The organism is Aneurinibacillus tyrosinisolvens (assembly GCF_001015055.1).
In the GTDB taxonomy this organism is placed as follows: Bacteria; Bacillota; Bacilli; order Aneurinibacillales; family Aneurinibacillaceae; genus Aneurinibacillus_A; species Aneurinibacillus_A tyrosinisolvens.
The window spans coordinates 19,859-43,816 of the sequence record NZ_BBWZ01000031.1; the positions used below are offsets into that span (position 1 = coordinate 19,859).

Annotated in this window: 28 protein-coding genes and 3 pseudogenes; 11 read left to right on the top strand and 20 right to left on the bottom strand. The window is 39.9% G+C overall.

Annotated elements, in window-relative coordinates; all coding sequences use genetic code 11:
- Window positions 1-246: 246 nt before the first annotated feature.
- The 8 genes and pseudogenes from MBEAL2_RS20745 to MBEAL2_RS20775 all read right to left on the bottom strand — a co-directional run bounded on the left by MBEAL2_RS20745 (window position 247) and on the right by MBEAL2_RS20775 (window position 4,968).
- Entirely contained in the window at window positions 247-1,044 is a 798-nt protein-coding gene (locus MBEAL2_RS20745) for a sulfite exporter TauE/SafE family protein (protein ID WP_047154165.1), read from the bottom strand.
- Window positions 1,045-1,448: 404 nt separating this feature from the next.
- The gene (locus tag MBEAL2_RS20750) at window positions 1,449-2,597 is read right to left on the bottom strand and encodes an MBL fold metallo-hydrolase (protein WP_047154166.1); all 1,149 of its coding nucleotides are present in this window, start codon (window positions 2,595-2,597) and stop codon (window positions 1,449-1,451) included.
- 28 nt (window positions 2,598-2,625) lie between these two features.
- Window positions 2,626-2,700 (bottom strand): annotated as a pseudogene (locus MBEAL2_RS33085) (DsrE/DsrF/DrsH-like family protein); the annotation flags it as partial.
- Between the two features lie 21 nt (window positions 2,701-2,721).
- Window positions 2,722-3,291: a sulfurtransferase TusA family protein gene (locus MBEAL2_RS20755; RefSeq protein WP_047154167.1), complete on the bottom strand. Its 570-nt coding sequence runs from the start codon at window positions 3,289-3,291 to the stop codon at window positions 2,722-2,724.
- Between the two features lie 181 nt (window positions 3,292-3,472).
- Window positions 3,473-3,955 (bottom strand): DsrE/DsrF/DrsH-like family protein, encoded by a 483-nt coding sequence (locus tag MBEAL2_RS20760; protein WP_047154168.1) that lies wholly within the window; start codon window positions 3,953-3,955, stop codon window positions 3,473-3,475.
- A gap of 64 nt (window positions 3,956-4,019) precedes the next feature.
- Window positions 4,020-4,247: a sulfurtransferase TusA family protein gene (locus MBEAL2_RS20765; protein ID WP_047154169.1), complete on the bottom strand. Its 228-nt coding sequence runs from the start codon at window positions 4,245-4,247 to the stop codon at window positions 4,020-4,022.
- 168 nt (window positions 4,248-4,415) lie between these two features.
- Complete coding sequence (locus MBEAL2_RS20770) at window positions 4,416-4,676, bottom strand: metal-sensitive transcriptional regulator (RefSeq protein ID WP_047154170.1); 261 nt, start codon at window positions 4,674-4,676, stop codon at window positions 4,416-4,418.
- Entirely contained in the window at window positions 4,666-4,968 is a 303-nt protein-coding gene (locus MBEAL2_RS20775) for a rhodanese-like domain-containing protein (protein ID WP_152667875.1), read from the bottom strand. Before MBEAL2_RS20775 ends, MBEAL2_RS20770 begins: the two co-directional genes overlap by 11 nt.
- A gap of 316 nt (window positions 4,969-5,284) precedes the next feature.
- On the opposite strand from MBEAL2_RS20775, the gene MBEAL2_RS20780 reads away from it, so the two are divergent.
- Window positions 5,285-5,722 carry a DUF6376 family protein gene (locus MBEAL2_RS20780; protein WP_052947874.1) on the top strand — a complete coding sequence of 146 codons (438 nt, stop codon included), beginning with the start codon at window positions 5,285-5,287 and terminating at the stop codon, window positions 5,720-5,722.
- A 122-nt stretch (window positions 5,723-5,844) separates the two neighbouring features.
- Window positions 5,845-6,879: a DUF3231 family protein gene (locus MBEAL2_RS20785; RefSeq protein ID WP_047154172.1), complete on the top strand. Its 1,035-nt coding sequence runs from the start codon at window positions 5,845-5,847 to the stop codon at window positions 6,877-6,879.
- A 537-nt stretch (window positions 6,880-7,416) separates the two neighbouring features.
- Here MBEAL2_RS20785 and MBEAL2_RS20790 read toward each other — a convergent pair.
- On the bottom strand, window positions 7,417-7,803 hold the full coding sequence (locus MBEAL2_RS20790) for a hypothetical protein (protein WP_047154173.1): 387 nt from the start codon (window positions 7,801-7,803) through the stop codon (window positions 7,417-7,419).
- A 999-nt stretch (window positions 7,804-8,802) separates the two neighbouring features.
- On the opposite strand from MBEAL2_RS20790, the gene MBEAL2_RS20795 reads away from it, so the two are divergent.
- On the top strand, window positions 8,803-9,171 hold the full coding sequence (locus tag MBEAL2_RS20795; RefSeq protein WP_047154174.1) for a hypothetical protein: 369 nt from the start codon (window positions 8,803-8,805) through the stop codon (window positions 9,169-9,171).
- A gap of 361 nt (window positions 9,172-9,532) precedes the next feature.
- Here MBEAL2_RS20795 and MBEAL2_RS30490 read toward each other — a convergent pair whose 3' ends face one another.
- A complete protein-coding gene (locus tag MBEAL2_RS30490) occupies window positions 9,533-9,937 on the bottom strand; it encodes a CHRD domain-containing protein (RefSeq protein WP_173427732.1) in 405 nt (134 codons plus the stop codon).
- 428 nt (window positions 9,938-10,365) lie between these two features.
- Here MBEAL2_RS30490 and MBEAL2_RS31960 point away from each other — a divergent pair, with 428 nt between their 5' ends.
- From MBEAL2_RS31960 to MBEAL2_RS34075, 5 genes and pseudogenes are all read left to right on the top strand, one after another.
- Window positions 10,366-10,509, top strand: a complete 144-nt coding sequence (locus tag MBEAL2_RS31960; RefSeq protein WP_161798261.1) for a hypothetical protein — start codon at window positions 10,366-10,368, stop codon at window positions 10,507-10,509.
- Between the two features lie 239 nt (window positions 10,510-10,748).
- Window positions 10,749-11,072 carry a hypothetical protein gene (locus tag MBEAL2_RS20800; protein ID WP_047154175.1) on the top strand — a complete coding sequence of 108 codons (324 nt, stop codon included), beginning with the start codon at window positions 10,749-10,751 and terminating at the stop codon, window positions 11,070-11,072.
- Between the two features lie 204 nt (window positions 11,073-11,276).
- Complete coding sequence (locus MBEAL2_RS31965) at window positions 11,277-11,423, top strand: transposase (RefSeq protein WP_047154193.1); 147 nt, start codon at window positions 11,277-11,279, stop codon at window positions 11,421-11,423.
- 370 nt (window positions 11,424-11,793) lie between these two features.
- On the top strand, window positions 11,794-12,042 hold the full coding sequence (locus tag MBEAL2_RS29550; protein ID WP_052947875.1) for a hypothetical protein: 249 nt from the start codon (window positions 11,794-11,796) through the stop codon (window positions 12,040-12,042).
- Between the two features lie 47 nt (window positions 12,043-12,089).
- Window positions 12,090-12,626, top strand: a pseudogene (locus MBEAL2_RS34075) (polysaccharide deacetylase family protein); the annotation flags it as partial.
- 734 nt (window positions 12,627-13,360) lie between these two features.
- On the opposite strand, the gene MBEAL2_RS20815 reads toward MBEAL2_RS34075, so the two are convergent.
- Both MBEAL2_RS20815 and MBEAL2_RS32310 read right to left on the bottom strand, forming a co-directional pair.
- Window positions 13,361-13,960 carry a hypothetical protein gene (locus MBEAL2_RS20815; RefSeq protein ID WP_052947877.1) on the bottom strand — a complete coding sequence of 200 codons (600 nt, stop codon included), beginning with the start codon at window positions 13,958-13,960 and terminating at the stop codon, window positions 13,361-13,363.
- Between the two features lie 25 nt (window positions 13,961-13,985).
- Entirely contained in the window at window positions 13,986-14,282 is a 297-nt protein-coding gene (locus tag MBEAL2_RS32310) for a hypothetical protein (RefSeq protein ID WP_047154176.1), read from the bottom strand.
- Between the two features lie 746 nt (window positions 14,283-15,028).
- On the opposite strand from MBEAL2_RS32310, the gene MBEAL2_RS20825 reads away from it, so the two are divergent.
- Complete coding sequence (locus MBEAL2_RS20825) at window positions 15,029-15,376, top strand: Hsp20/alpha crystallin family protein (RefSeq protein WP_047154177.1); 348 nt, start codon at window positions 15,029-15,031, stop codon at window positions 15,374-15,376.
- Window positions 15,377-15,576: 200 nt separating this feature from the next.
- On the opposite strand, the pseudogene MBEAL2_RS29555 reads toward MBEAL2_RS20825, so the two are convergent.
- A pseudogene (locus MBEAL2_RS29555) lies at window positions 15,577-16,221 on the bottom strand (S8 family peptidase); the annotation flags it as partial.
- Window positions 16,222-16,468: 247 nt separating this feature from the next.
- On the opposite strand from MBEAL2_RS29555, the gene MBEAL2_RS20835 reads away from it, so the two are divergent.
- Together MBEAL2_RS20835 and MBEAL2_RS20840 are read left to right on the top strand one after the other, a co-directional pair.
- Window positions 16,469-16,732: a hypothetical protein gene (locus MBEAL2_RS20835; RefSeq protein WP_047154178.1), complete on the top strand. Its 264-nt coding sequence runs from the start codon at window positions 16,469-16,471 to the stop codon at window positions 16,730-16,732.
- A gap of 101 nt (window positions 16,733-16,833) precedes the next feature.
- Window positions 16,834-17,481 carry an SGNH/GDSL hydrolase family protein gene (locus MBEAL2_RS20840; protein WP_047154179.1) on the top strand — a complete coding sequence of 216 codons (648 nt, stop codon included), beginning with the start codon at window positions 16,834-16,836 and terminating at the stop codon, window positions 17,479-17,481.
- Between the two features lie 217 nt (window positions 17,482-17,698).
- On the opposite strand, the gene MBEAL2_RS20845 is transcribed toward MBEAL2_RS20840, so the two are convergent.
- The 7 genes from MBEAL2_RS20845 to iolE form a co-directional block, all read right to left on the bottom strand.
- Window positions 17,699-18,004 (bottom strand): hypothetical protein, encoded by a 306-nt coding sequence (locus tag MBEAL2_RS20845; protein ID WP_047154180.1) that lies wholly within the window; start codon window positions 18,002-18,004, stop codon window positions 17,699-17,701.
- A gap of 468 nt (window positions 18,005-18,472) precedes the next feature.
- Window positions 18,473-19,156: a prephenate dehydratase domain-containing protein gene (locus MBEAL2_RS20850; protein WP_052947879.1), complete on the bottom strand. Its 684-nt coding sequence runs from the start codon at window positions 19,154-19,156 to the stop codon at window positions 18,473-18,475.
- 74 nt (window positions 19,157-19,230) lie between these two features.
- Window positions 19,231-20,085, bottom strand: a complete 855-nt coding sequence (fba, locus tag MBEAL2_RS20855; RefSeq protein ID WP_047154181.1) for a class II fructose-1,6-bisphosphate aldolase — start codon at window positions 20,083-20,085, stop codon at window positions 19,231-19,233.
- A 39-nt stretch (window positions 20,086-20,124) separates the two neighbouring features.
- Window positions 20,125-20,970 carry a 2-keto-myo-inositol isomerase gene (iolI, locus tag MBEAL2_RS20860; RefSeq protein WP_047154182.1) on the bottom strand — a complete coding sequence of 282 codons (846 nt, stop codon included), beginning with the start codon at window positions 20,968-20,970 and terminating at the stop codon, window positions 20,125-20,127.
- A 78-nt stretch (window positions 20,971-21,048) separates the two neighbouring features.
- Window positions 21,049-21,912 carry a sugar phosphate isomerase/epimerase family protein gene (locus MBEAL2_RS20865; RefSeq protein WP_047154183.1) on the bottom strand — a complete coding sequence of 288 codons (864 nt, stop codon included), beginning with the start codon at window positions 21,910-21,912 and terminating at the stop codon, window positions 21,049-21,051.
- 53 nt (window positions 21,913-21,965) lie between these two features.
- Complete coding sequence (gene iolG / locus MBEAL2_RS20870) at window positions 21,966-23,006, bottom strand: bifunctional inositol 2-dehydrogenase/D-chiro-inositol 1-dehydrogenase (RefSeq protein ID WP_047154184.1); 1,041 nt, start codon at window positions 23,004-23,006, stop codon at window positions 21,966-21,968.
- A gap of 18 nt (window positions 23,007-23,024) precedes the next feature.
- Window positions 23,025-23,945, bottom strand: a complete 921-nt coding sequence (iolE, locus tag MBEAL2_RS20875; RefSeq protein WP_047154185.1) for a myo-inosose-2 dehydratase — start codon at window positions 23,943-23,945, stop codon at window positions 23,025-23,027.
- Window positions 23,946-23,958 lie beyond the last annotated feature (13 nt).

A 23,958-nucleotide genomic window follows, 5' to 3' on the forward strand; every position in this document is an offset into this window, starting at 1 on the left:
TAGATGACAGCCAAGGTTTTATATAAACACCAAATCAAACCATTTCCTTTCCCATTCGCTCTTATAGTCTCCTTTTTATGCCGGCTTATGCTTTAGGACTTGGAGTCACCATTACATTTTTTATTTGTGCCTACTGTATAGTGAAACTACTTTTATTTTGTGTTTATTTTTCCATTCTACGCACAAACAAGAAATTTACTTTTACCAAGTTAAAATGTTATTTATATTCATCCCATTTATAACTCTTTACCCCAAAATATCAATCCATATCTTTATGGCGGTTAAACTAATTAATAAGGCTAATACGATCCTTAAACCTTTAGCACTGATACGGCGACTTAGATACGAACCGATGGGGGAACCAATAAGACTTCCTACAATCGCGTAAAATGTTGCCCAAACAGGGATATGATCAGCAGTCAATTTCCCAACAATACCAGCTGCCGCCGAGATAAACACGATGGCTAAAGAGGATGCAATGGTTACCCTGGTAGGGATTTTAAGTACCGTTAGCATAATGGGAATTAAAATAAAAGCTCCCCCTGCACCCACAATTCCAGAAACCACCCCTACCAGAAAGGCAGAAACAGAAGCGATCCATTTATTGAAAGGAATGTCATTTATCTCATTGTCTTCCCGGGAGCCACGGTTTGGAATGAGCATTAAAATAACAGCAACAATAGCAAGCATTCCATAAATAATATTAATGAGATAACTCGGTAAAAGTGCAGAAACCCATCCACCTAATAAGCTTCCAAATAAAATACTTCCTCCCATAACTAGAACGAGTTTTTTATGAACAAGGGAATTGCCACTCTGTTTTTGTTTACGAAAAGCAAGGACCCCGGCTAGGGATGCAAAGAAAACTTGAAACATGCTGATCGACGAGACTTCTTTAGGCGTAAATTCAGTTACCTGAAACCAATGGGGTACATATAATAATAAAGGATAATTAATGATGCCGCCGCCTATACCAAGCAAACCTGAAAAAAACGAGCCGACAAGTCCAATAAATAGCATCACAATACGCTCTAATAATGCCATAAGGGCTACCCCTTTCCACAAATTAGAAAAATCTTCCTAGCTGAAAAAAATACATTGTATAAAGATCAAAAAGTAGAGTATAATACCAAGTAAACAAATGCGAATTTAAGGAGGTATTTATGCTCCGTTCACTAAAGAAATTATTTACTGATGATTGCCCTGAGTGCAACCAATCTTTGGAATATAGTAGCAATCATCTTTATTATACTAAATCCTGCCCCAATGGGCATTTTTCAGAAGAAACCTATCCTCATCTTGGGGTAAGTATTATCTATAAAAATTAACAAAAGAAATTCAAGCACCCCAAACAATGGGGTGCTTGGTTATTTACAATCAGCATTGGGCAAGCAAGCCCTTTCGCATCAAGTACCTTATCACTTTTCATATTTGCTCCTCCTTACTTATCATTTATCGTGTATAGCACAGCGGTTGGGCCCGATTTCCATTTCGCGCTGTTCCTCTTCGCTTGGGTCCAGTTTCCCCATATTGGTTTGGCGAATTTCCTGGTATGCATTAGGTTGGGGAGGTAAGTTTTCCGTGACAGCTTTTCTAAAAGCAGTCTCATCAGGAATATTAAGTCCAGGATTTTGTTGATAAAGGTCCCCTAAGCTTGCTGACACTTTTCCATCTTCACCTAATTCATTAATATTACCGAAATGCGCAGGAAAGACTTCAAGGTCTTTGGACAGTGAGGCGTACAAGTTGTAAAGGGTATTTCTTAAATCTCCAACCCAGTCTTCTGCCTTTCCTGCCAAATCCGGGCGACCAATGGAGCTAACAAACAAGATATCTCCGGTTAAAAGATAACGTTCATCCACAATTAACGATGTACTTCCAATGGTATGCCCTGGCGAATAAATCGGATAAATTTTCACTTGGGTATTTCCCACCGTAATTTCATGACCTTCTTCAAGCTTGTCAAAGGCAAAGGTCACCTCGGTTGCATCTTTAGGGGGAAGCCAGTACGAGGCTCCTACTTTCTCTGCAAGTTTTCTACCGCCGGAAATGTGATCCGCATGAAGATGGGTGTCAATCGTATGCTTAATTTTTGCATTGTGCTGTTCGGCAAAGGATTCATACGCATCCATCATTCGCATGGTGTCCACAATGGCTGCCTCTCCATTCGACAGGATTACATAAGATAAACAGCCTTTACCAATCCGTACAAATTGGTAGATTTCTCCGCCATCCTTTAAATCCCCAACTTTAACAGGCTCTAGGTGCTCGCTCCATGCCTTCATTCCACCTTGAAGGTAATAAACGTTCCCCCTGCCCGCTTCGGCAATTTGCTCAGCTATGAATACGGAGGAACCCTCTTTCGCACAAACCACAAGGAGTTTTTTATCCGCTGGGATTTTTTCTAAAGCTGGATCAACACCATCTAATAAATCAAAGTAGGGAATGTTAATAATTTCAATACTTTCCCCTTCGATTTTCCAATTGTCAAAATCACTCTCATTACGAACATCAAGGATAAACAATTCCTCTTTATTTAAAACAATCCGAGTCAATTCCCCGGCGGACATCCCTTTTATTTCATTGTTATCTGCCATGAATCATTCTCCCCTTTTCTCTTTAGAAAGTCGCAATATTGAACACTTTATAGGCATCAAACAAACTTCCGTTACTTGCAATAATCGCTACTTTTGTGCTCATTTCGATTTCCTCCTTGGTTAGTTAATCTTTTTCGATGTTTCCTTTCCACTCTGACATCCCAGGTAGTACATTTTTTACACGTTGGAATCCCTTTTCACTTAATAACTGAGATGCTAAATCGCTACGGGTTCCTGTACGACAAATCACGTGTATTTCTTCTTCTGGGTTCAGTTCGTGGATGCGTTTTTCTAATTCACCTAAAGGAATGGATTTTGCACCCGGAATCCGACCGAAAGTGTATTCAGCAGGCTCACGAACATCCACTACGGTGATGTTTTCATTTCCCTCAAGTTTTTGTTGCAGCTCTTCATTTTGAATCGTATGCGGATATTTCGTTTCTTCTTTTGTTTCCCCTGGATTCGCCTTTCGAAGGTAGTGTTTTAAAACATCTCCCTCTTCTCTTGTACCTAAATATTGATGTCCCGTGTTTTTTGCCCAACCTTGAATATCAGCCAGGGAACCTCTATCGGTAGCCTGCAATTCTAAGACTTGTCCAGGCTCGATTCCATCCATGGCTTTTTTTGTTTTTACAATGGGCATCGGACAAGCAAGCCCCTTGGCATCAACCGTTTTATCTACTGTGATTTGCATATTCTCCCCGCCTTTACTCTGTTTTTGTTTGACCCTTCCAATTCAACATCCCGCCGGTCATATTCTTTAGCCGTGAGTGACCAAATCCAGAAAGGTATTCACATGCTTTTTTCACATCTATATTTCACACATATACCCCTATAGGTATTGAGTAAACCAAAAAAATAATGTGCTGAATCTGTTAAATAAATAAATTGACTTGTCCCTCTTCTGCATCAGCTAGATAAGCAGCGACACCTGCATACACAATATCATCCAGCAACTCCTCTTCTTGCAATCCAAGAAGGTCCATGGTCATGGTACATGCTACAAGTTTAATCTCCTGTTCCTGTGCCATTTTAATTAATTGGGGAAGCGTCAGAGCGTTGTGCTTTTTGATGACATGTTTAATCATTTGTGGACCCATTCCTGCAAAGTTCATTTTTGAAAGTGCCATTTTATCTGCACCACGAGGCATCATTTTCCCAAATATCTTTTCAAGGAATCCCTTTTTTACAGGGACCAATTCATCTTTACGCAAGGCATTTAATCCCCAAAAGGTGTGAAAAATCGTTACCCCATGATCGTAGGCTGCTGCACCGTTTGCGATAATGTAGGCTGCCATTGCCTTATCATAATCACCGCTAAACAAAATAATGTTTGTTTTTTTCTTATCTTGACTCACCTTGTATTCTCCCCTTTATATACCCTAGTAGGTATTAATAAAAATAAATTTTTTAAAGATGTTTTTATCCTTTTTTAATCCAAAATGTAAATACTCCGCCTTCTTCTTTAAAATCTAACAGCTCATGTCCGCCAGATTTCGCCCATGCAGTAAGGTCACTTTTTGCACCTTTATCTGTCGTCTGTACTTCTAACACTTGACCCGATGTTAATCCATCTATTGCTTTTTTTGTTTTTACGATGGGCATCGGACAGGCTAAGCCTTTTGCATCTACAATTTTGTCAACATTCATTCAAATACCTCCATCACTTTCACCTATACCCGTATAGGTATTAAATGTATTAAAAAACTTTTTAATCAATACTTTACACTTGTTACTTAACCTTCATCCAAAATACCCTCAGGGGTATAATATAGGATAAATAAAAATTTGTCTGGCTAGAAAATTAATGGCTGTTATTTATCTGCTTTTTACAAGCAAATTAACTGCTTCTTTAATCAGTTGTTCTGTGTCCTCGCCTTTTTCAATTTGCTCCCGAATACATTGTTCAAGGTTCGAACTGACAATGACACCAATTGTACGATCAATTGCGCTACGTGCAGCTGATAATTGGGTCACAAGATCTCTACAGTCTTTCCCTTGTTCCATCATGCTTAAGATACCTCTGACTTGTCCTTCAATCCGCTTCAACCTATTTTTCATTTGCTCATTATATTCCATTCATAACTCCTCCTTCCATACAGCATTTATTTAAAAACTGTTGTTTATTGTCCCCAATGAATGAATATCCTACAACATGGAATCCCTTCCGACGAAGAAATCGAATCCCTGTATTTTTTGACATTTCATCCGCAACAAGGATGATGATATCGTGATTCTTAATCGTACGATAATGTCTTTTCAAATAAGCAGACGGTAAATTATACGCTTCATTTATAGGCTCTTTTGCCGCCTCATTATAATCCCTCAAATCGAGTAATACGAGATTTTTATCTAATACCACGTTGCCCATGTTAATGCAACGTACACCTCGAATTGAAACATATCGTTTATAAAACATATTCACCATTGTGATTGCTATTATAAGGGTTAGGAAGTACAGCATGCTCCTCACCTCTTCTTTCTATACCCCAGGGTGTATTATAATCCGATTGTATACTCCCAGGGGTATAATGTCAAATACCTAAATATAAGTAATTACTAAAAAGAAGTAGAAGATTTTTTTACAAAGCGTGAAATTGAAACCTTTTTTCTAGAAATACGTAATAAAACAATAACAAAAAATTAATTTCTGTCGGAAAAATAACAGAGAAGGAGAGATAAATATTATGAGAAAATTGATGTTACTATTTTTAATTCTTTCATCCATGATGTTGAGTGCGTGTTCTTTAATAGAAGGAGCAAATAACTCATTAGAATATGTAAATCAAGCTACGGAACACATAAATAAATTGAGTAATTTTGCTGAACAAGCACCGCAAATGATGAAAGATGCCGCTTTGAATCCAGAAGCAAAGCAGGAACTTGAAAATCAATTAAACGGATTAAAAAAGGAAATCGAACAATTTAATCTGATAAGTCCCCCTTCGATTGCAAAAGATATTCATCAACAATTGGTAGACAAAAATGAAGTATTGTTACAAGAGATAAATAAAGTGGTAGAAAACGGTCACCTAGCACTCGATAAACTTGAAAATTCACAGCTAGTTAATACAATTAATGATATAACAGGTTTAATTGATCGAATTAAAAATCTAGGGTTGTAAGTGCTCCACCAATAGGTGGAGTTTTTTTAATTGCTTAAAAAGCAGCATCAGTTTTTTAGTAAAGTACATATAATTTCCCTCCAAGGAAACACTTTATTTAGTTGCGAATATGGAGGGGAAAGATGAAGACAGAAGCAAAGCATCATACACACCATGAAACGAAACATAATACAAAATTAACATCAGCAGAAATAGCAAACCTTTGGAGTACATACCAAAGTGACAGTATGGGGAGATGTGTCCTTTCTTATTTTTTGGAGAAAGTTGAGGATACCGAAATCCGTCCTGTATTGGAATATACTCGGAGTAATTGTGAAAAACACATAAAAATGGTGACAGAAATTTTCCATCATGAAAAGTATCCAATTCCTCATGGTTTTACAAATGAAGATGTACATGTAGACGCACCTCGGCTTTATTCTGATGTGTTTTTTCTTTATTACGTTAAACAAATGGCAAGAATGGGATTAGTGGCGTGTAGTCTAGCTTTACCTATGTCTGCTCGTTCTGATGTCCGTGATTTTTATAATGAGTGTCTTTCTTCATCAGCAGAACTTGAAAATAAAGTAACAAAGATTCAGTTGTCCAAAGGACTTCTTGTTCGCCCACCGTATATTTCAACTCCTAAAGAAGTGGATTTTGTTGAGAAACAAAGCTTTCTACAAGGTTTCTTTGGAGACCAACGACCATTAAATGCAATCGAAATTACACACCTTTTTGGAAACATACAAAAAAATACATTAGGAAAAGCCCTACTTATTGGATTTGCTCAAGTGGCAAGAACGAAAGAGGTTCGTGAATACATGCTGCGAGGAAAGGAAATTGCGATGAAACACATTGAAGTATTTAGCTCCACTTTAAGGGATGAGGATTTGCCTGCCCCCATGCCATGGGATGACCTGGTAACAGATTCTACTATGCCTCCTTTTTCAGATAAATTAATGATGGCACATACAAATGCGTTAAATAGCGCAGGCATAGGTAACTACGGGGCTGCTATAGGCATGAGTATGAGAACGGATTTATCAACAAATTATGTGCGCCTTACAGCTGAGATTATGAAATATGCTGAGGATGGAGCAAATATTATGATTGATAATGCTTGGTTGGAGCAACCACCTCAAACCGTAAACCGTGATGCTCTTACAAACCTATAAAATAAGCAGTTAAACCAAGAATCTTTGATAAAGTAATAAAACTGCAAACCAAAGCGTCCAACCTGGTTTTACCCAGAATGGGTGCTTTTTTTGTAACAAAAAAGGTCGTTTACAAAAATGATAAGTAACTGCTTTCGTTACTATCTAAAGTAAAATAACCTCATTATTCAACTGTCTTGCCAGTTAGTTGAGCAAATAAAAAACGACTGCCGTAACAGCCATACTTCACTAACGATTCCCGTCGCAATAAAAAAAGAGTCGAATGTAATCACCCGACTCTTCTATTTTACTTAATGAGTTGTAACTGTATCTGGAGTTGCTGTTGTAGTTACATTATCAACTGAAAGCTCATTACCTAGTGAAAATTCTCCGCCACTGAATGAGCAAGTCCGCATCTTATACATCTTTTTGTCTTTAGTGTAAGTCAACTTTGTTTTTCACGTTCACCCATACTCTTATTTTATTGTTATAGATATTTATCTAATCGGACTGGCACCAACCATTTAACATCTAAATGGTTCATTTAATAAAAGACTATTAGGTTACTAACTTTAATGTCAGGTTACCGACTTTAATGTTAAACAACAACATGTAAATTTCATTATTTTTTGTCATAAAAAACCAAATATTACTTAGTATACCTTCAAGAAATTCGCTTGCTAAACTGTGAACCGTATTATCTCTATAATGACCTAATTCATGGCATAGAATAAGCATTACATATTGTTCGAATGATTCTGCATACGGCAGACCCTCTTTGTGATGCATATATAAATCTCTAATCGCATTAATATTGAGTTTAATTACTCCTTCTTTACTCTCATGGCGCCCTAAACTTCCATCCCATTCTACGACTGGTATATCGATTGCAATTGATCTTACAAACTCGTTTGCTGATTTAATCAATTCCTCATTGATTGTCATTATATCGTCTCCCATCAATTAATTCGGCAGGAGGTATATTTCCCCTTCTAATCCGCACAATAATGGTTGGATAAAACTTAAATGATGGAGGTAACCATAATGAGTTCATCTCATCAAATATGCTCAAGTTGCGGAAGGATATGGGATATTGAAGAAATGGAGTATCCGATGAGAAATAAATGCAGCTGCGGAGCTTCACTTGTTAGCTGGAATAGTGCTGAATATTATACTTCTCGCCTAACAGATGATGAGTAGATTTTTCTACTCTTTTTTATTTCCGCTTCTTCCACTTACTCCAGTACCGTTGCTGAGAGCGTGCCTTTTGATAATCAAGCTGTCTGTCAATTATGATTGGCTTAATAGGATAAATCCTCGGTAAAGGTGAAATTCCAAGTCTAAGTTCATGTACAATCTGACTTTGTTTTTCTTCAACAAAAAAGCCCGGCATTTTTTGCCGAACCGCTTCATCATTTTAAGCATGCCGTTTTCACTCCTTAATGAGTAGTGCTTTGCCTGGTCCCTGTAGTGAGGGGTAAAACTTTACATCACTGAGGCTGAAGTGGTAAAGAACGATGAATTTGTCTTTCAGGTCTTCTTCAAAGGAATCCTTCCTTCATTTGTCTTTATCAGTATCAATCACAGCCATATATTTGCCCTATCTTTTTCGGAAGTTTGGATGTTGTCTCCTATAATCTCGGCTATATAAAAACGAACCAGCGTAAGGTGATTCTAAAATGAGGGGGAATGTTGCCTGTCCGACTCCACGGGAATGTTTAGACAAAAACCTGGAAAATTCTTCATTTACATACACTAACGTCCTAAAAAGCAATTTTTTATTATACTCGGAAAACAATGGCCTGGACTTTTCTCCCTGTGTTCTCTCCTCTTTCTCTTCTTGTATGTTTATAAACTGGGTACATGCTCTATCTCTATTATGCCTTTTTCAACATACTATGATATGGGACGCATTCGTACAAAAGAAAAAGGAGGTGGTTTGTCATGAAAAAGAAGGTCAGTCCAAATCGGAGAAAAGAACTGCATATCATCAACCAACGATTATCAGGAATGGAAAATACGTTGCATGAAATAGAAGACGATGTTAGGGAGACAAAGAACAATGGGGAAAAAATCGAAAATATTCTGGTAGAACTAGCGGAGGTGAAACAGCATCTAGCCGAAAGAAATAATAGACGGCCCAGGAAACGGCGCGATAAGAGCGAAGCAGAAGCGGCAACTACTCCCAATGGTACGATAACGAGCAAAAATGATGGCTCCCTAGAGAATTTAATTGGGAATTTAGATTTCGCCCAGATTATGAAGCTTTTGCAAAGCCCGATGGTGCAATCACTGCTAAAAAACAGCTTATAAAAACAAAAAAACACATGTCCTTTAAAAAGGTACGTGCTCAGAGTGGGAGACACTCCATTTGTAACAATATTATCTGTTCTTTCATTTTCATCCTCCCCTTTCGAATTTTTATTGACTTTCTAATCAAAGATTGAAGGCTTCTGCCCCATACTTTTGACGAGTACTCATCATGATAATCACGGTGATATAAAAGCCCACTTTTGGGTGGAACAAAAGTGGGCAAAAAAGGCTGGTCATGGTGACTCAGAAAAGGTTCCTGCAAGGTTTCCTTGTTATCATTCATCCCTTAAAGGGTATTCTGTTCTTGCATAATGAAAGTTGCGATTCTTCATTGATGGTCTTAGTAAAATCACCTTACTTTTTATCGATGACGGATTTGACCTCTCATTTCACCGTTAGGATTTTGCCTGGTGTGTACATTGACATAGGCATTTCCCAAACGCATTTGACGGATTAATGTTCGTAGAGAGTGCCCCTGTAACGGACCTACTAAGTTCTCTCTTGTGATTGTACCTGTCACTGTTGCTGCTCCTTTTCTAACAGAGATAGGATGTCGAAGCGGGCCAAAGAGAAAAACCACAATCGGGCCGTTAACTCCTCTACGTCCTAAGTGAATATGACCCACAAAGGCATTTCGAATCTCTTCAATTTCTAAGGTAAACGCTAAGCTTCTTCCATCCTCAAGTAAACGTGCAAAAAATTTTCCTTTTGCATTCGTGGATACGGGTGGAACTTCTTCTGCCCCTCTTAAACGTGCCGAAAAGATTCTTATTTGAATTCCTCCTTCCGATATGTTAGTTCAAGTTATGATGAAGGAGAAATTGCTGATTGTTCGATTAACCATAGTCAATAAAATTAATCTTTCATAATCGATTCTCTATAAAAACAAGGATTTCTTTGGGTGCCTTTTTTATCTTTCCTATACTCGTGGATACAAGAAGAAAGACACCCTTATCAAGAGTGCCTTTCATACTCTTCTTGGAGGACAAACGATGCAATGATGACTGTCCGTTAGCCACCTACACCGTGGATGCAGCACGACACATGACGGAAGATTTGCTGTTCTTCCAGGGGAGACAACCATGCCGCGTAGTTACGGCACCATCAAAAGGATGAAATTATTAACACTTAGGATAGCTTGATAGGCATGTGGCGCTACCCTCATATTAAAAACAAAGGAAGAAGAAAATTAACATGACCTTATTGGAGCTTGCCAGGAGAAATGTCTCCCATTCAGCCCCATTAAACTGGTTTACCTATCCCTCCATTTTTGACATCCGATCTCTCTATTCTCTCCGCATCCACCATGACTCTACGATTGGCCAAGCGGTTGGATAATTATATCTCTTCCCCATTAAAATAGAGCAACACTCCTCTCTCCTGATTTTAGCTTATCAATTACCGTATAGCGGTGATGCCATCCGTAAATATTACAAAACATCCAACATGAGCATTCGTAACAGACGTTCGCTTTTGATTCGCTGTATACAAACATTTACCAGCCAAAATTCGTTTACATGTATGTTAGGATGGAACATGAGTTAGCCAACACCAATTTTCAGATTAGGAGTGATAACATGAAAAAATTGCTAGGAGCTGCTCTTCTCGGTGCATCTCTGCTGGGATTCAACGTAGGTACCGCAAGTGCAGCTAGCACCTGCCCCTTCGCCAACGGAGCACAAAATTTCGGTAGTAACATTGGAACACAACAATTGAATCCCGCTAATAATCAAGGATTAAATAATTTAGTTCAACAAGCTCTGGGCAATAAGAGTCAAGGAGTACCGGCGAAGCCGTCTACTTGTCCGGCTCAAAACGTTACTATGCCAGCTTCACAGCAAGCAAAAGCACCGGTACTATCTTTTAATGAATTCCCATCTTTCGTGACCTGTTTCAAGTAATAAAGACCGAAACGGAATGAAATACCCTAATAAATAGACAATCGTAAAAGTTTTCGTAACGTCTAGGTGAAACAACAACTAAGCTTTTTTAGTGATATGCAAAAAGGACAGCGAAAATGGTATTATCCCCTTATGGTTGACAGTGCAAAAAAGTCTATTTGATACAATAGACTTTTTTGCACTGATTACTGGAGGGGATTTTTTATGGCTAAAAAGGGACAAAACTTCAAGACCTATACCCCTGAATTTAAAGCCGAGGTGGTTCGTCTTTATGAGGAGGAGGAACGGTTAGGCTATATCGCCGTGGCAAAACGGCTCGGCATTCCAAGCAACACACAGGTAGAACAGTGAGTGAGGAAGCACTCATAGAGGATCTGGTACATCTCGCTCACAACAAGGCGCCACCTTTCATTTTTTCTCAAAAAAACACCTTCTCAAAAAAAGAATTGGGGGAGAACCCCTGCAATAGTGTATATTAGTTGATGCCTATTTGCTAAAAAAAATCGTATGTAATCATTCTTTTATATACGCTAAAGACACATAGCTCAATAACAAGTATGTTATGATAACCTTTGCTATGTCGCCTTCTATCATTTCAAGCACTATTAGGTGCACTATCAGAAATAATTTAATAAGTCCAATGGACAAACGCCTATACAACTTTTTCATCCTCCGCATATGCTTAATTTTGTAACGAAGAAATTCATGGGGAGGAAAAAGAATGCGTGAATTAAAACATCACCTAAAGAAAGCCGAGTTGTACGGATTATTAATGAAAAAGTATGAATATGTGGACCCGGCTTTGCATATGCACTATTACCAAAAACATTTTTATCATACACAGGAGGTTGATCGGTTATATAGGATGAAACATCATTGGGGTGCTCATCCTGGAGCTGCTTATCCTACAGGTGCTTATTCAGCTCCTATGGGTTCAGGCTGGCGAGATTCAAGTTCTTCTGCTACCTGATCTTATTTTTATTCAAGCTTAAGAATTTTTGTTAAAAAGGTACATTTTTTGTCACGGGACAACGGGCACAAAGTTTTCCGTCCGTCATTAAAGAACTGAATGAACGGGGTCATGAAATTGGAAATCATACCTTTTCTCACCCCTCCATGAGAAAAATTACTTCACTGCAACTACAGGAAGAAATTGAAAAGGCAGATAATCTTATCCATTCTTTAACAGGAGAATACCCTGTTCTCTTTCGCCCTCCTGGAGGCATACAAAACGCCGCTATTTTTAATGCAGCAAAAAAGAAAAATCATATGGTTGTGATCTGGTCAAAAAATCAAGACCCAAAAGATTGGGCAAATCCCGGGGTTCAAACAATAATAAGGCGAGTTACACAGCACGCTCAGTCCGGACAAATTGTTTTACTGCACGATTCTGGGGTGAATCGAACCCAGACGATAAAGGCTTTGGATAAAACTCTCCATATCCTTTCTAAACAAGGATATAAATTTGTTACAGTTTCTGAATTAATCGAGCAGCATGTAAAAGAAAATACAAGGTGGATAAACTATCCTTTCATCTCCAGCTTATCAAAATGAAAACAAAAACAAAAAATGCTTCATGTAAAACCTAATGTAGGAGCGATTTTATAAGGACAACCCAAATCAAAACGTTGGAGATGTACAGAAAGATGAGAAAAGGAGGAAAGAAGAACTCCTCTAGGACTGATTACAATAGCATCTATGCTAAAAATCACGATACCTACATTGATATGAAAAGGGATAGCGAGGACTTAGGCTAAAAGGTCGGTTCCGCCTGTACTCGTATCCTATCTGAGTATGATACCGATACCAACATTCCATAGAGACTATTGTAGAAATAACCTCGAGATATTCACTCTATTGTCTTCACTTACTTTGTGGAGGATTCCCTTGCTCCTGCGTAAGAAACAAAGGAATCCTTCCTTCATTAGTCTTTATCAGTTACATGCACATGCGATAATCACGAGTAGGATGAAGAGTACAAGGATAATCCCGATTTCCTCCTCAAAGCCGAAACCTGCCATTTTTCCATCCCCCTTCCATTTAAGCAAGAGATAGTATCAGATTATGTGAAGTGGTTTGGACAAGTGTTGGGCAATCACCCTTTTTTTGTCGAAATGTACAATAGGATTCATTATATATCCCATAGGGGAAATTGCTTAGGCAATACTCAATGCTCAAATGCCAGCAGACTTTCACATTGAGGTAGCAGTGGATTTTCCAAATATACATCAGCATGTAACAAAGCAACCCACCTAAAATCTAGTAAGTTGCTTTGTTATATCGACATATTATCTCAATTGTCCGTTAGTTCTATTCCAAGCAAACCAGCGGTGGACAATAAAATGTAAATACTCCTGGCGGGATAAAAGAAGCTTTATGATCGTTTTTTTCTTACGATAAGATAAAATCGACGAAGGGATCGATTTGACTATCTTCTTGATTTTATATTTAGGAATCCTTTGTATCTGTTTTACATAAGGAGACAGCTGCTGATAGCTGTAAATGTACGAGCGTAGTCCTTGAACATAGTGTCGATTGTACTTGGCTACCTCATCCCAATAGGGGGAATACCATGGGGCCCTTCTCCATTTCATGGCCCCCAGCAATGCCAGACCATGATCAATCAGGTAAAAACTATATTTGTTTCCTTTTGGATATGCAATCAAATTGTCCCCGTGTCTATCTACATTACATATCCAAACATCAAACACAAAGGTTTTTAGAAGACGTTCCGGCTTCCTAATATGCTTCATAATAGGGCTGTTTAACCGTTTGCAAAGCTGGTTCCAATGGTAGTGACGACGGGCAGGTCGAACAAGGGAAACAACTCCTCGCTGTCCTCCTTTTAATACGCGACCTCTTATTGTCCAATGGATGAAGAAATCCATGGCAAATAAGATACACCACCGCCTATTAAATAAAGAAGAAAGGGAACAAGAAGAAGCTAAAGGGGAAGAAAAAGCGACGGAAGAAAAAGCGTCGTCTGCGTCTAAAAAATCCTTGCACCGCAAGAATATCTTCTGCTTTCGCGTTTACGTTCTGCTCCACGAGCTTAACGGAAGGATCATTCACCGTATAAGAAGACGGGAGTAATACAGTGACACCCTTGTTATTTACACTTTCAATTTTTACATGGAGAGCACCGGCCTTTGTATTGACTACCGTCCATTTCCCTGTGTTTTCTTTCAACGTTTGACGGAGATCAGGCATTCTTTGTTTCCTCCTTTCTTGAGGATTTCACCATAGGATATGGAAAACAAATTACTCTTGTCCTAGTTACTTGACTTATTTTCCTTATCAGAAGGAATCCAAATTGCAGGCCAGGAGGTAAAAGCTGTCTGCCCCTGTTTTCATTCCACGGAGAGAACATCGATGAAGATACCAGCAACAGGATAAAGAAACGAGACGGAGATTCCTAAAGCTCCCCTTCCTCCTTTTTGAGTAAAGAGTCATGATATTTTAATAAAGGTGGCAGGCACCTGTGGCGTTTTACAACGGAGGGCTTTCTTTATATAAACCGGAGTCGCGCAGCTTAGCCACAAACTCATTGAATTGCGGAATGTTGATTTGCTGTTTCGCATCAGACAAACGTTGTGAAGTAAAAAAGGCAAACCCTACCATATGTCTTTTTGTCTATCCCCCTACATAGAAAGAATAACCCCACAACTCTCCGCCTCACAAAACCTCTTTTTCAGAAGAGACTTTTTGTGTGTTTAACCCGACAATATAAGATTTATCACCTCCCTGATAGGTAAAACGAAAAGAGACCTTCTCATTCCCTTCTGTATCGATTTCCATCATGTAAACTTGCCTATCCTACTCCCCTAAAAAACTCTACATACCGATTTTTACCTGCTCAGAATAATTATCTACACATAAAAAATGACAGGACATATTCTGTATGTAACAAATAAGAAAAACATTATTCTTATAGGAAAGCAAAGAGAAGTTATACGATGGAGTCAAAACATACCTCCAATCAGCAGCCGGAAAACGTTTCAAATACAGACATCCCCCATATCGAACAAAAAGGAAGGGGAATCGTAATTCAGGTGAAGCTGCCAGGGGCCATGCGAAAAGAGGCAAAAGTTGAAATCTCGAACGACTTGGTATCCATTATAACCGGATCTACACCGGAAAGGATCCTAAAAATCGTTCGACTACCAGCCAATGTGGATACGGAAAAGACGAAGGCAACCTACCACGATAACGTGCTGGCCGTTTCGATTCCACTGAGGAGTTCAGAACAAATGAGCGTGCATATTTGGCATAGGTCACGTGTCATTCCAATTGAAGGAACCTAAACGTAATGCCTATACCCTCTGTATTGAGCAAAAAAACGCTATGGCTTTTTTTTCATAGCGTTTTTTACAATTCAGAAATGCCGGACGAAAAAAAGTCCTTTTGGCCATTAGGTACATTCTTGTGTTTTCCCCCTACTTATCACGTAGAAAGGAAGTTTCCCATCCCATATTTCCCCTGCTTTACATACGAGTTTCAACCATTACCTGGAGAGGGGAGAAAGTTCAAGAAGACCATGGCCGTACTCTCGTCGTGGCCCAAGGGGTTGATTTAGCTGTACCAAATACCGCTGCGCCCTCACACTGTTCATACCCGGATTACGGCCAAGTACAAGAGCGGCTCCCCCGCTTACATGTGCGGCTGACATGGATGTACCGCTCTCTACCTTATACCCGCCTCCTTTCTAGGCACTTCGGATGTCCACGCCAGGTGCCATGATATCAATGCGGCCTCCCTTGCTGGAGAAGGATGCCCGCTTCATATCACGGTCAACAGCTCCGACCGAGAGGACCCAGGGAAAACGAGCGGGGTAGTCGATCGTGCCGCCACGTTCCCCGTCGTTCCCTGCGGAACCGACCAGGATGATGCCCTTTTGATGGGCCTTCCCTGTCGCGTGTTCTAAGGCGGCATTGTACTTGCTATCTCCAAAGCTCATATTCAGCACCTGTATCTGATTATCAATCGCCCATTCCATTCCCTTAATGACATCGCTGACCCTCCCGTTGCCGTCCCGGTCCAAGGCTTTAATTCCGTATAAATGCACACCCGGGGAAACGCCGTATAAGCCACCCGATCTTCCGGTAGCGGCAATAATCCCGGATACATGGGTCCCATGTCCGTTATCATCCTTGAAATTTTGGTAACCTCCTTATTTACATCGTAATAGCAGTATATGAAAAGCGGAGAAAAAGAGGGTGTACAGGGAGCAGGAGGAATACCTAAATTACTGCCATATTCTACAAAAGAAAACAATAGAAAGGATGACGTGTAAAATTTCAAGACAGGGTTATTCAAAATTTATGCGTTCGCCTTGTCCCCTCTCGAAATCTTGAACCATAAACTATACTATCTTATGTAAAGGGAGAGGATTTCGTATGGATGTGAATACGATTATCAAAATTGTAAAAGGGATTCCGAAAGACAAATGGAACGATGAAAAAACGATTCGAAAGGCAATAAAAGAGGCCGGAAAAGCCCATGGAAAAACATTCTCAGAGGCTGAACTTAGCAAATACGTTCAGCAGTTTAGAAGTTTTTCGAAAGGTGGAGGCATTCTTTCCTTGATGTCGAAGCTTCTGCAAAGCGGCATTACTAAGGGCCAAATTGATGAAATTAAAAGGAAGATGGGCAATAAATAATTCATAAGCAGAAAAGGAGAGAGCGTCCCATTCTCTACCTTTAATTTTAACGACAATCATAAGGGGAGAGGAAAATTTAAGTAATAAGTAAGGTGATGGCCATGCCTCCTCTATCGCCCCCTTGCTATACAGCGATAGGAGACTCAATTACCGCAGGGGTTGGAGCCTGGTTTCATTATGGATATGCGCAGCGGTATCGAGATTTTATAGAAGAAGATCGAAAGACGCGTGTTATTTTTCGCAATGTAGGGAAGCCAGGCTGGACAAGTCAGCAATTGTTACACGGACTTAAGACGGATACAAGATTGATCAAAGCCATACAGACAGCCGACATTATTACCTGCTCCATTGGTGGCAATGATTTACTTCAGGCAGCCCGTGTTTATGATAAAAGGAACAATAAAAAAGCGGGAGACTTGGCCCTTCGTGCTTTTCACCATCATTTTCTTTCCATCCATCAAAGCATAAAAGACATAAAAAAATCTTCGAGTACCCCCTATATGATCCGCTACATCGAACTGTATAACCCACTGCCCGAACTGGCTCTCGCTCGACAATGGGTGAAAAAATTCAATCAAATTCTCCATAAAGCAGCCGACTCCCATACAAAGATTGCCCCTGTATATACCGCCTTTTTACATCATGAGCATACACTGTTATTTATCGATGGCATCCATCCCAACGATAAGGGCCATCGACGCATAGCAGAAACCATTAGAAGCTTGGGTTATCAATCTGAACACTTCTAGACCGCCTTTGTCTGGACAAAAGCGGTCCTTTACATCATCCGAGTGCGAAGAGGATCGTCACAGGTTCGCGCCCGAATAAACGGTCCCCGAACCTAAACAGGCACTTTCCCTTTTAACGGAGCGTTGCTTTTTGGTTTTTATCCGGTTTTGCTCAGCATCGATTTCAGCATCGATTGGACCATCGGGTTTTGCAAAAGACTGGTAATCTGGGCAAAATCTACATTGCTAAGAAACCCTGAAGGAAGCCCCCTTTTCTCCCCGTTCCCGTTCCGTTTTTCAGTTCTTCTGTCGGTGTAGTTTGAATGTCCGCTTCACCCTTCCTGCGCTGCTTCCTCCCAAAACGAGGAGCGCGCTGACGCCTGGGCTGTTCACTGTTTCTTTGGACTAAATGCCGTTTAACATCCCCCAGTTCTACCAGGATGTTTTCAAGGTTTCCCCTATGTTCCTTGGTCTCCAACACGTGCTTTTCTATTTTACGAAGGGTATTTTCAAGGTTTTCCCTATACTCCTTGGTCTCTATCACATATTCTTCTATTTTTCGCAGCCTATTTTCAAGGGTTCCTCTATCCTCATGGCTCCCAATCGCGTGTTTTCCTCTTTTATTCCATGTAGTTTTACTTGCTGATATTCGTTGGCTGATGGCCCCTCGTTCCTTTCTCCGGTTTAGACTGTTCTTCTTCTTGATGACAAAACACCTCCTTTTTTGTACTCATGCATTCCTTCCTTATTGTATGTTGAAAAAGACATAACAGAGATAAGGCATGTATCCAATTTATAAACGTCCGAGAGTTGCATGGTAAAATGCAGGAAGAACATTGACAACTGGAGGGGATTTTTATGGCCGAAAAGAGGCGGAAATCTCAGACGATTTAAATTACGGTTTACATCGTATCGAACATTCCAATACAAATAAATTATAGTTCTGTCGTATTGCAACTACCTAATACAAGTACCTCATGTCCAAACGTTTGAAGAACAGCAAGCGCTTTTTTTACTCTTGTTTCAGATATACCAGCTTCAGCTTCAAGAAAAAAACGATACGTTCCCAATTTCTTCTTTGTTGGGCGAGATTCAATCCAAGTAGATTAATGGAAAGCGCAGAAAATACATTTAAAATGGTAGTCCGTACACCTGGACAATCCTCACAAGGTGTGACCACCAGTATTGTCTTATGTAGGTTGGATGTTGTACTATCCCCTCTGTTCACGATAACAAATCGCGTGTGGTTTTCTAGATTATCTTGAATATTTCTCTTTGTGATGTGTAAATCAAATACACGAGCCGCTGACTCAGAAGCGATAGCGGCAACATCATGTCTTTGCTGCCGCTTTAGAGTTTCTACCGCTGCTGAAGTGCTGTCAAATTGTCTGCTCTTTGCCCCTAATTCCTTAATATAGTTCCTACATTGTGCAAGAGCGGGGAGAATCGACCAAACCTCTTGAATGTTGTTCAAATCATTTCCCGCTATCGTTAGAAGATGGAGAGAAACGGGAAAGATTAATTCTCCTTCAATATGTATATTATGCGGCAGCGGACCATCCACCGTTACATTAAGGATAACTCTTCTAGATACTAATTGGTTAAAGTATGATACATCAAAAATTTGTTGTACAAATAAAAGTTCTTCTACAATTGGAATGGTAAATATACTTGTATTTTCCTTTAGCCACTCCATTAACCTATCCTTTTCTGAATAACTCTTTATCTCAAAGGGTTACCCCAAAGTTGATTCTGGTGCACCCTTTTTCCTTATGCTTTATGGCTTGTTTTAAATTCTTTCATTTTGTTTTTGACCGTGGATTTTATTGCCTCTTTACTTGGTGTGATAATAACTCGAGGCTCATACACTTTCTCGTCGGAGGCTAAAACCTCACGAATCGCTTGGGCCCACGCTTGTATACATTCTGTATTAACATTAATTTTCGCATGCCCGAGTTTAATTGCCTTCTGGATTTGATATTCAGGTATTCCCGAACCTCCATGCAGGACAAGCGGAACACCCGTCAATTCAGAGATTTCTTTCATTTCATCAAAACCAAGTTTTGGTTCACCCTGGTATGGTCCATGGACCGAACCAAGGGCGGCAGCCAGGGCATCTACTCCTGCTTCCTTTACGATTCGCAAGCATTCATTAGGATTGGCATACTTAATTCCGCCCACAAGGCCATCTTCCATACCGCCGACTGTTCCTACTTCCGCTTCTACAGACACTCCTCTTGAATGTGCATAGTCAACTACTTGTTTCGTCATGGCAATATTCTCATCAATCGAATAATGGGAACCGTCAATCATAACGGACGTAAATCCGGCGTCAATTGCCTTTTTGCATCGCTCAAAACTCATACCATGATCTAAATGCAATACAACCGGAACGGTTATCCCCATTTCTTCCACAAGGCCTTTCATCATTGCAGCAATCGTTTTAAATCCTCCTAAATAATCGACAAGCCTGTCAGAAGCCGCCAGTATGATAGGAGCCCGTTCCTCTTGTGCAGCCTCTAAAAAAGCTTGTGCCGATTCGAGGTTATTGATGTTGTACTGGCCGACAGCATAACCGCCTTCCTTCGCTTTGAGCAGTACATCTTCCATAGATACTAAAGTCATTAATACCGCTCCCTTTCACAAAGATATCAATACTTCTACTTATACTGGTTGTATATCGTAATACTTAGATACCACTTTAAGTGTTGTTTCTTTTGCAGTCTTGATCGCTTCTTCAGCATCCAGTTTATAATATTCCGGACGGAATAATTCAACGGAGACAACGTCTGAGAACTCAATTTCCTTCAGTGTTGATAAAATGCTGTCTAAATCAATCGCACCAAGACCAGGCCATACGCGATCCTCATCTGTCAAGAAGCCGATAGGAAAATCTTCCGTATCATCGATATGTAAAATAAAGATCTTAGACCCATCAGCTTTTTTAAGATCTTCTAGCCTGGACCCCATTGCGTGAAAGTGAAAACAATCAAGTACTAATCCGACGTTCTCACGATTGACTGTTTCAACAATATCATAAGCCTGCCTAAATGTATTGACGGTGCATTGCGGATGTCCGACAAATTCGACTGCAATTTTCACACCATACGGCTCTGCGATATCTGACAGCTCTTTCAGCACCTCTACACAGCTAGTTTTGATATCCTGTTTCAATATCTTCTGTTCCGTTACAAGCGGCACTGCTACAACATATTTCACACCTAGTTTTTTAGCTGCTTCCACCATTTCTTTAAATTCGTTGATGATTTCCTTATATCCGGCTTCGTCGCGGTTATTGAAAAACACTAAAGCATTAAATGCTAACGGCTTAATATGGTGTGTATTAAAGAATTCAGCTAAATCATCAAGAGACTTCTCCTTCAAATACTCAGGCAATTTGTCCATTGTACGGATTTCGATATAGTCGTAGCCATGTTTATTACAGTATTCCAAATCTTTGGCTAGATTGGAGTTTTCCAATGTGGTAGCTTGGTTAAAACAAAGTTTCATATTAGTTCCCCCATTATTTTTTATAAGACCTCTGAAAAGCTGCAGCGAACTAAAAACATTATGCTTTAAAAAAGACTCTTATTCTAAACCTAGTCCTTTTTTCACTTCGCGCAGCATAAATCTGCTTGATTCATCTGCTCGCTCTTCTTCCCCGAACACTGCAACCGTTGCGATGCCATCGAATTTGATTTCACGCAATTTTGTCCAAAGTGCATCCCATTTGATATCTCCTTTACCGATATCCATGTGCTGGTGCACCGTTGCATGGACGCCAGGAGGGTTCACAACATATCTAAGGCATGAAGATGCTCTGTGATTATAAGTATCAGCAATATTAATGTGCTTCAGCTTATCGCCTGCATAATCCACCATCGCAGCGATATCACCTTTACCATTGTCATAGAAGAACGTATGCGGCACCGCATAGAAGTAACCAACAAAGTCTTTGTCAAGTCCGCGGATAAGATCTACCGCCTCATTGTTGCGCTCAATAAAATCAAATGGGTGCGCTTGGATATGAAGGTTAATTCCTTCTCTCTCAATAATAGGAAGAAGTTCTTCCATGGAACGCATAAACATCTGTTCACACTTATACGGTTTATCTGAATGACCTGTAAATTCCGTGTTTAAAACGTCAACACCCATCTCAACAGCGATTTCGATACAACGCTTCCAGTTTCTAACGGCCGCTTCTCTGTCTTCTTCTTCCGGTCCAGCCCAATGCTGCATCGGCAATAAAGATGATAATTGTACACCTGTTTCACGCAACGCATTTTTGAATTCTCTAATTCTAACCTTATCTACGCGAGGGTATTTATAGAAAGGAAGAAAATCTTCCCTCGGCGATAGTTCAATATACTCGTAGCCTAATTCAGCCACTTTCTCCACCATTTTTGGAATTGGTAAATGTCTATACATATATGGATCTAGTGCTAATTTCATTTTCATCCCTCCGTTGTTCTTAAATTCTTTATATAAACTTGTTAATAAAAGTTTTAGACTGTTTCAGCTACTTCTTTTTCAATTTTGTAAAAGGCTGGTTTTTCCGTTAGAGCAACAGTCTCTTTACCTCCTGTTTGCTGCGCTTTCACACAAGCATCCGCTGTTACAGCTGCAACATAACCATCCCATGAAGTCGGGCCATTAGGCTCGCCCGTTTTCTTGATTGAGTCCATGAAATCCTGTAACTCTTTGTCATAAGCATCGATAAAGCGGTCTTTCCAGTCCGTTAAAATGCTTGTACCAAGTCTCGCATCCTTACGAGTAGTGATACCAGAGAATTCCGGAAGATATGCAACGCCTTCTTCCCCAATAACTTCACATTGAATGTCGTAGCCGTACTTGCAGTTTACAAATACTTCTGCCGTAATGATGATACCGCTCTTTGTTTCTAGCGTAATGAGTTGCGGATCGCACAAGTGGGCTAATGCACGTTTTGTTTTCTTCGGAAATGCTACTTGTACAGATTTATACTCATCGTTGATTAACCAGTGCAAAACATCAATTTCATGAATCAGCGTATCGTGAATGGCCATGTCTGTCGTATAGCTCTCTCCAACGTCCGGGTTTCTATGTACACACCGAACCATTAATGGCTCACCGATATAATTGTTGTCAATTGCTTGTTTTAATTGTACATAACCGCTGTCATAGCGACGCATAAATCCAACCTGGACCAAACGCTTACCATATTTCATCTCTGCTTCAACAATTCTCATGCACCCTTCTGCTGTTGTCGCTAAAGGCTTTTCACAGAACACATACTTTCCAGCTTCAATGGCAGCCAGTACGCTTTGTTCATGAGCCGGTCCCCAGCTTGTGACAAGCACGGCGTCAACATTCTTATCAGCGACAAGTGCTTTGTCATCCGGATATATAACTGCGTCCAGCCCAAATTGCCTAACAGCACTTCTTGCTGATTCCTCGTTCACATCCGTTACAGCAACGATTTTTCCTCCAGATAAATTGTTTGTGATTCTTCTAATATGTTCTTTACCTATCGCACCTGTTCCGATTACACCAAATTTTAAAGTCATAGTCATTTTCCTCCAAATTTATTTAATGGTTACTGCCTTATCGCTTTTGGAAAGGACAAGTAAGTTTTTATCTATATAATTTCGGGTTAGCAATGCATACTCCAATGGATGAGCGATAGACGGGTCCTGCTCAGCTTCGATCACAATCCATCCTTTGTAATCGTACTCAAGCAACTTCTTATACGGCTCTGTAAAATCAATGCATCCATCGCCCGGTACTGTAAACATGCCGGCTAAGAAGGACTGCATGAACGATTTGCCTTGCTTCTTGCATTCTTCCATCACGTTTCTTCTCGCATCTTTAAAGTGAACATGTTTAATGCGATCAATATACTTGTTTAATAGAGTCATATAATCACCGTCAGAAACGTAAATATGGCCCGTATCATATAGCAGATGCACATAGTTTAAATCCGTGTTTTCCATGAGGCGGTCAATTTCTGTCAATGTTTGGACACCTGTTCCCATATGGTGGTGGTACACTAATTTCAAACCGTATTGTTCGGCAATCTTTCCTAGTTCATTTAAACCTTCGCATAAAGTTTTCCATTCAGCATCCGTGAAGTGAGGTTTTTCAGAAAAGACATTTTTTTCAATCCCCTGCACACTGTAAGTTTGCTCTGATACAACCACCACTACAGCATTGACCTCTTGCAAATATTGACAATGTTTGTGGAAAACTTGAGCTGCTTCCCCAATTCCATCACGAATGATAAAACTGCTGAACCATTGGCCTGCTATTTTTAAGTTTCTTAATTTCAGTTCTTTATTTAATATTTTTGCTTCAGGGAAAAAACCACCCACTTCGGTTCCCTGGAAACCCGCTACTACAATGTCGCTCAATAGGTGAGATAATGTATTCTCTGCACCGATTTCCGGTATATCATCATTGCGCCAACCGATGGGTGCGATTCCCCATAAAATATCCTGATTACTCATGGCTACCATCCCC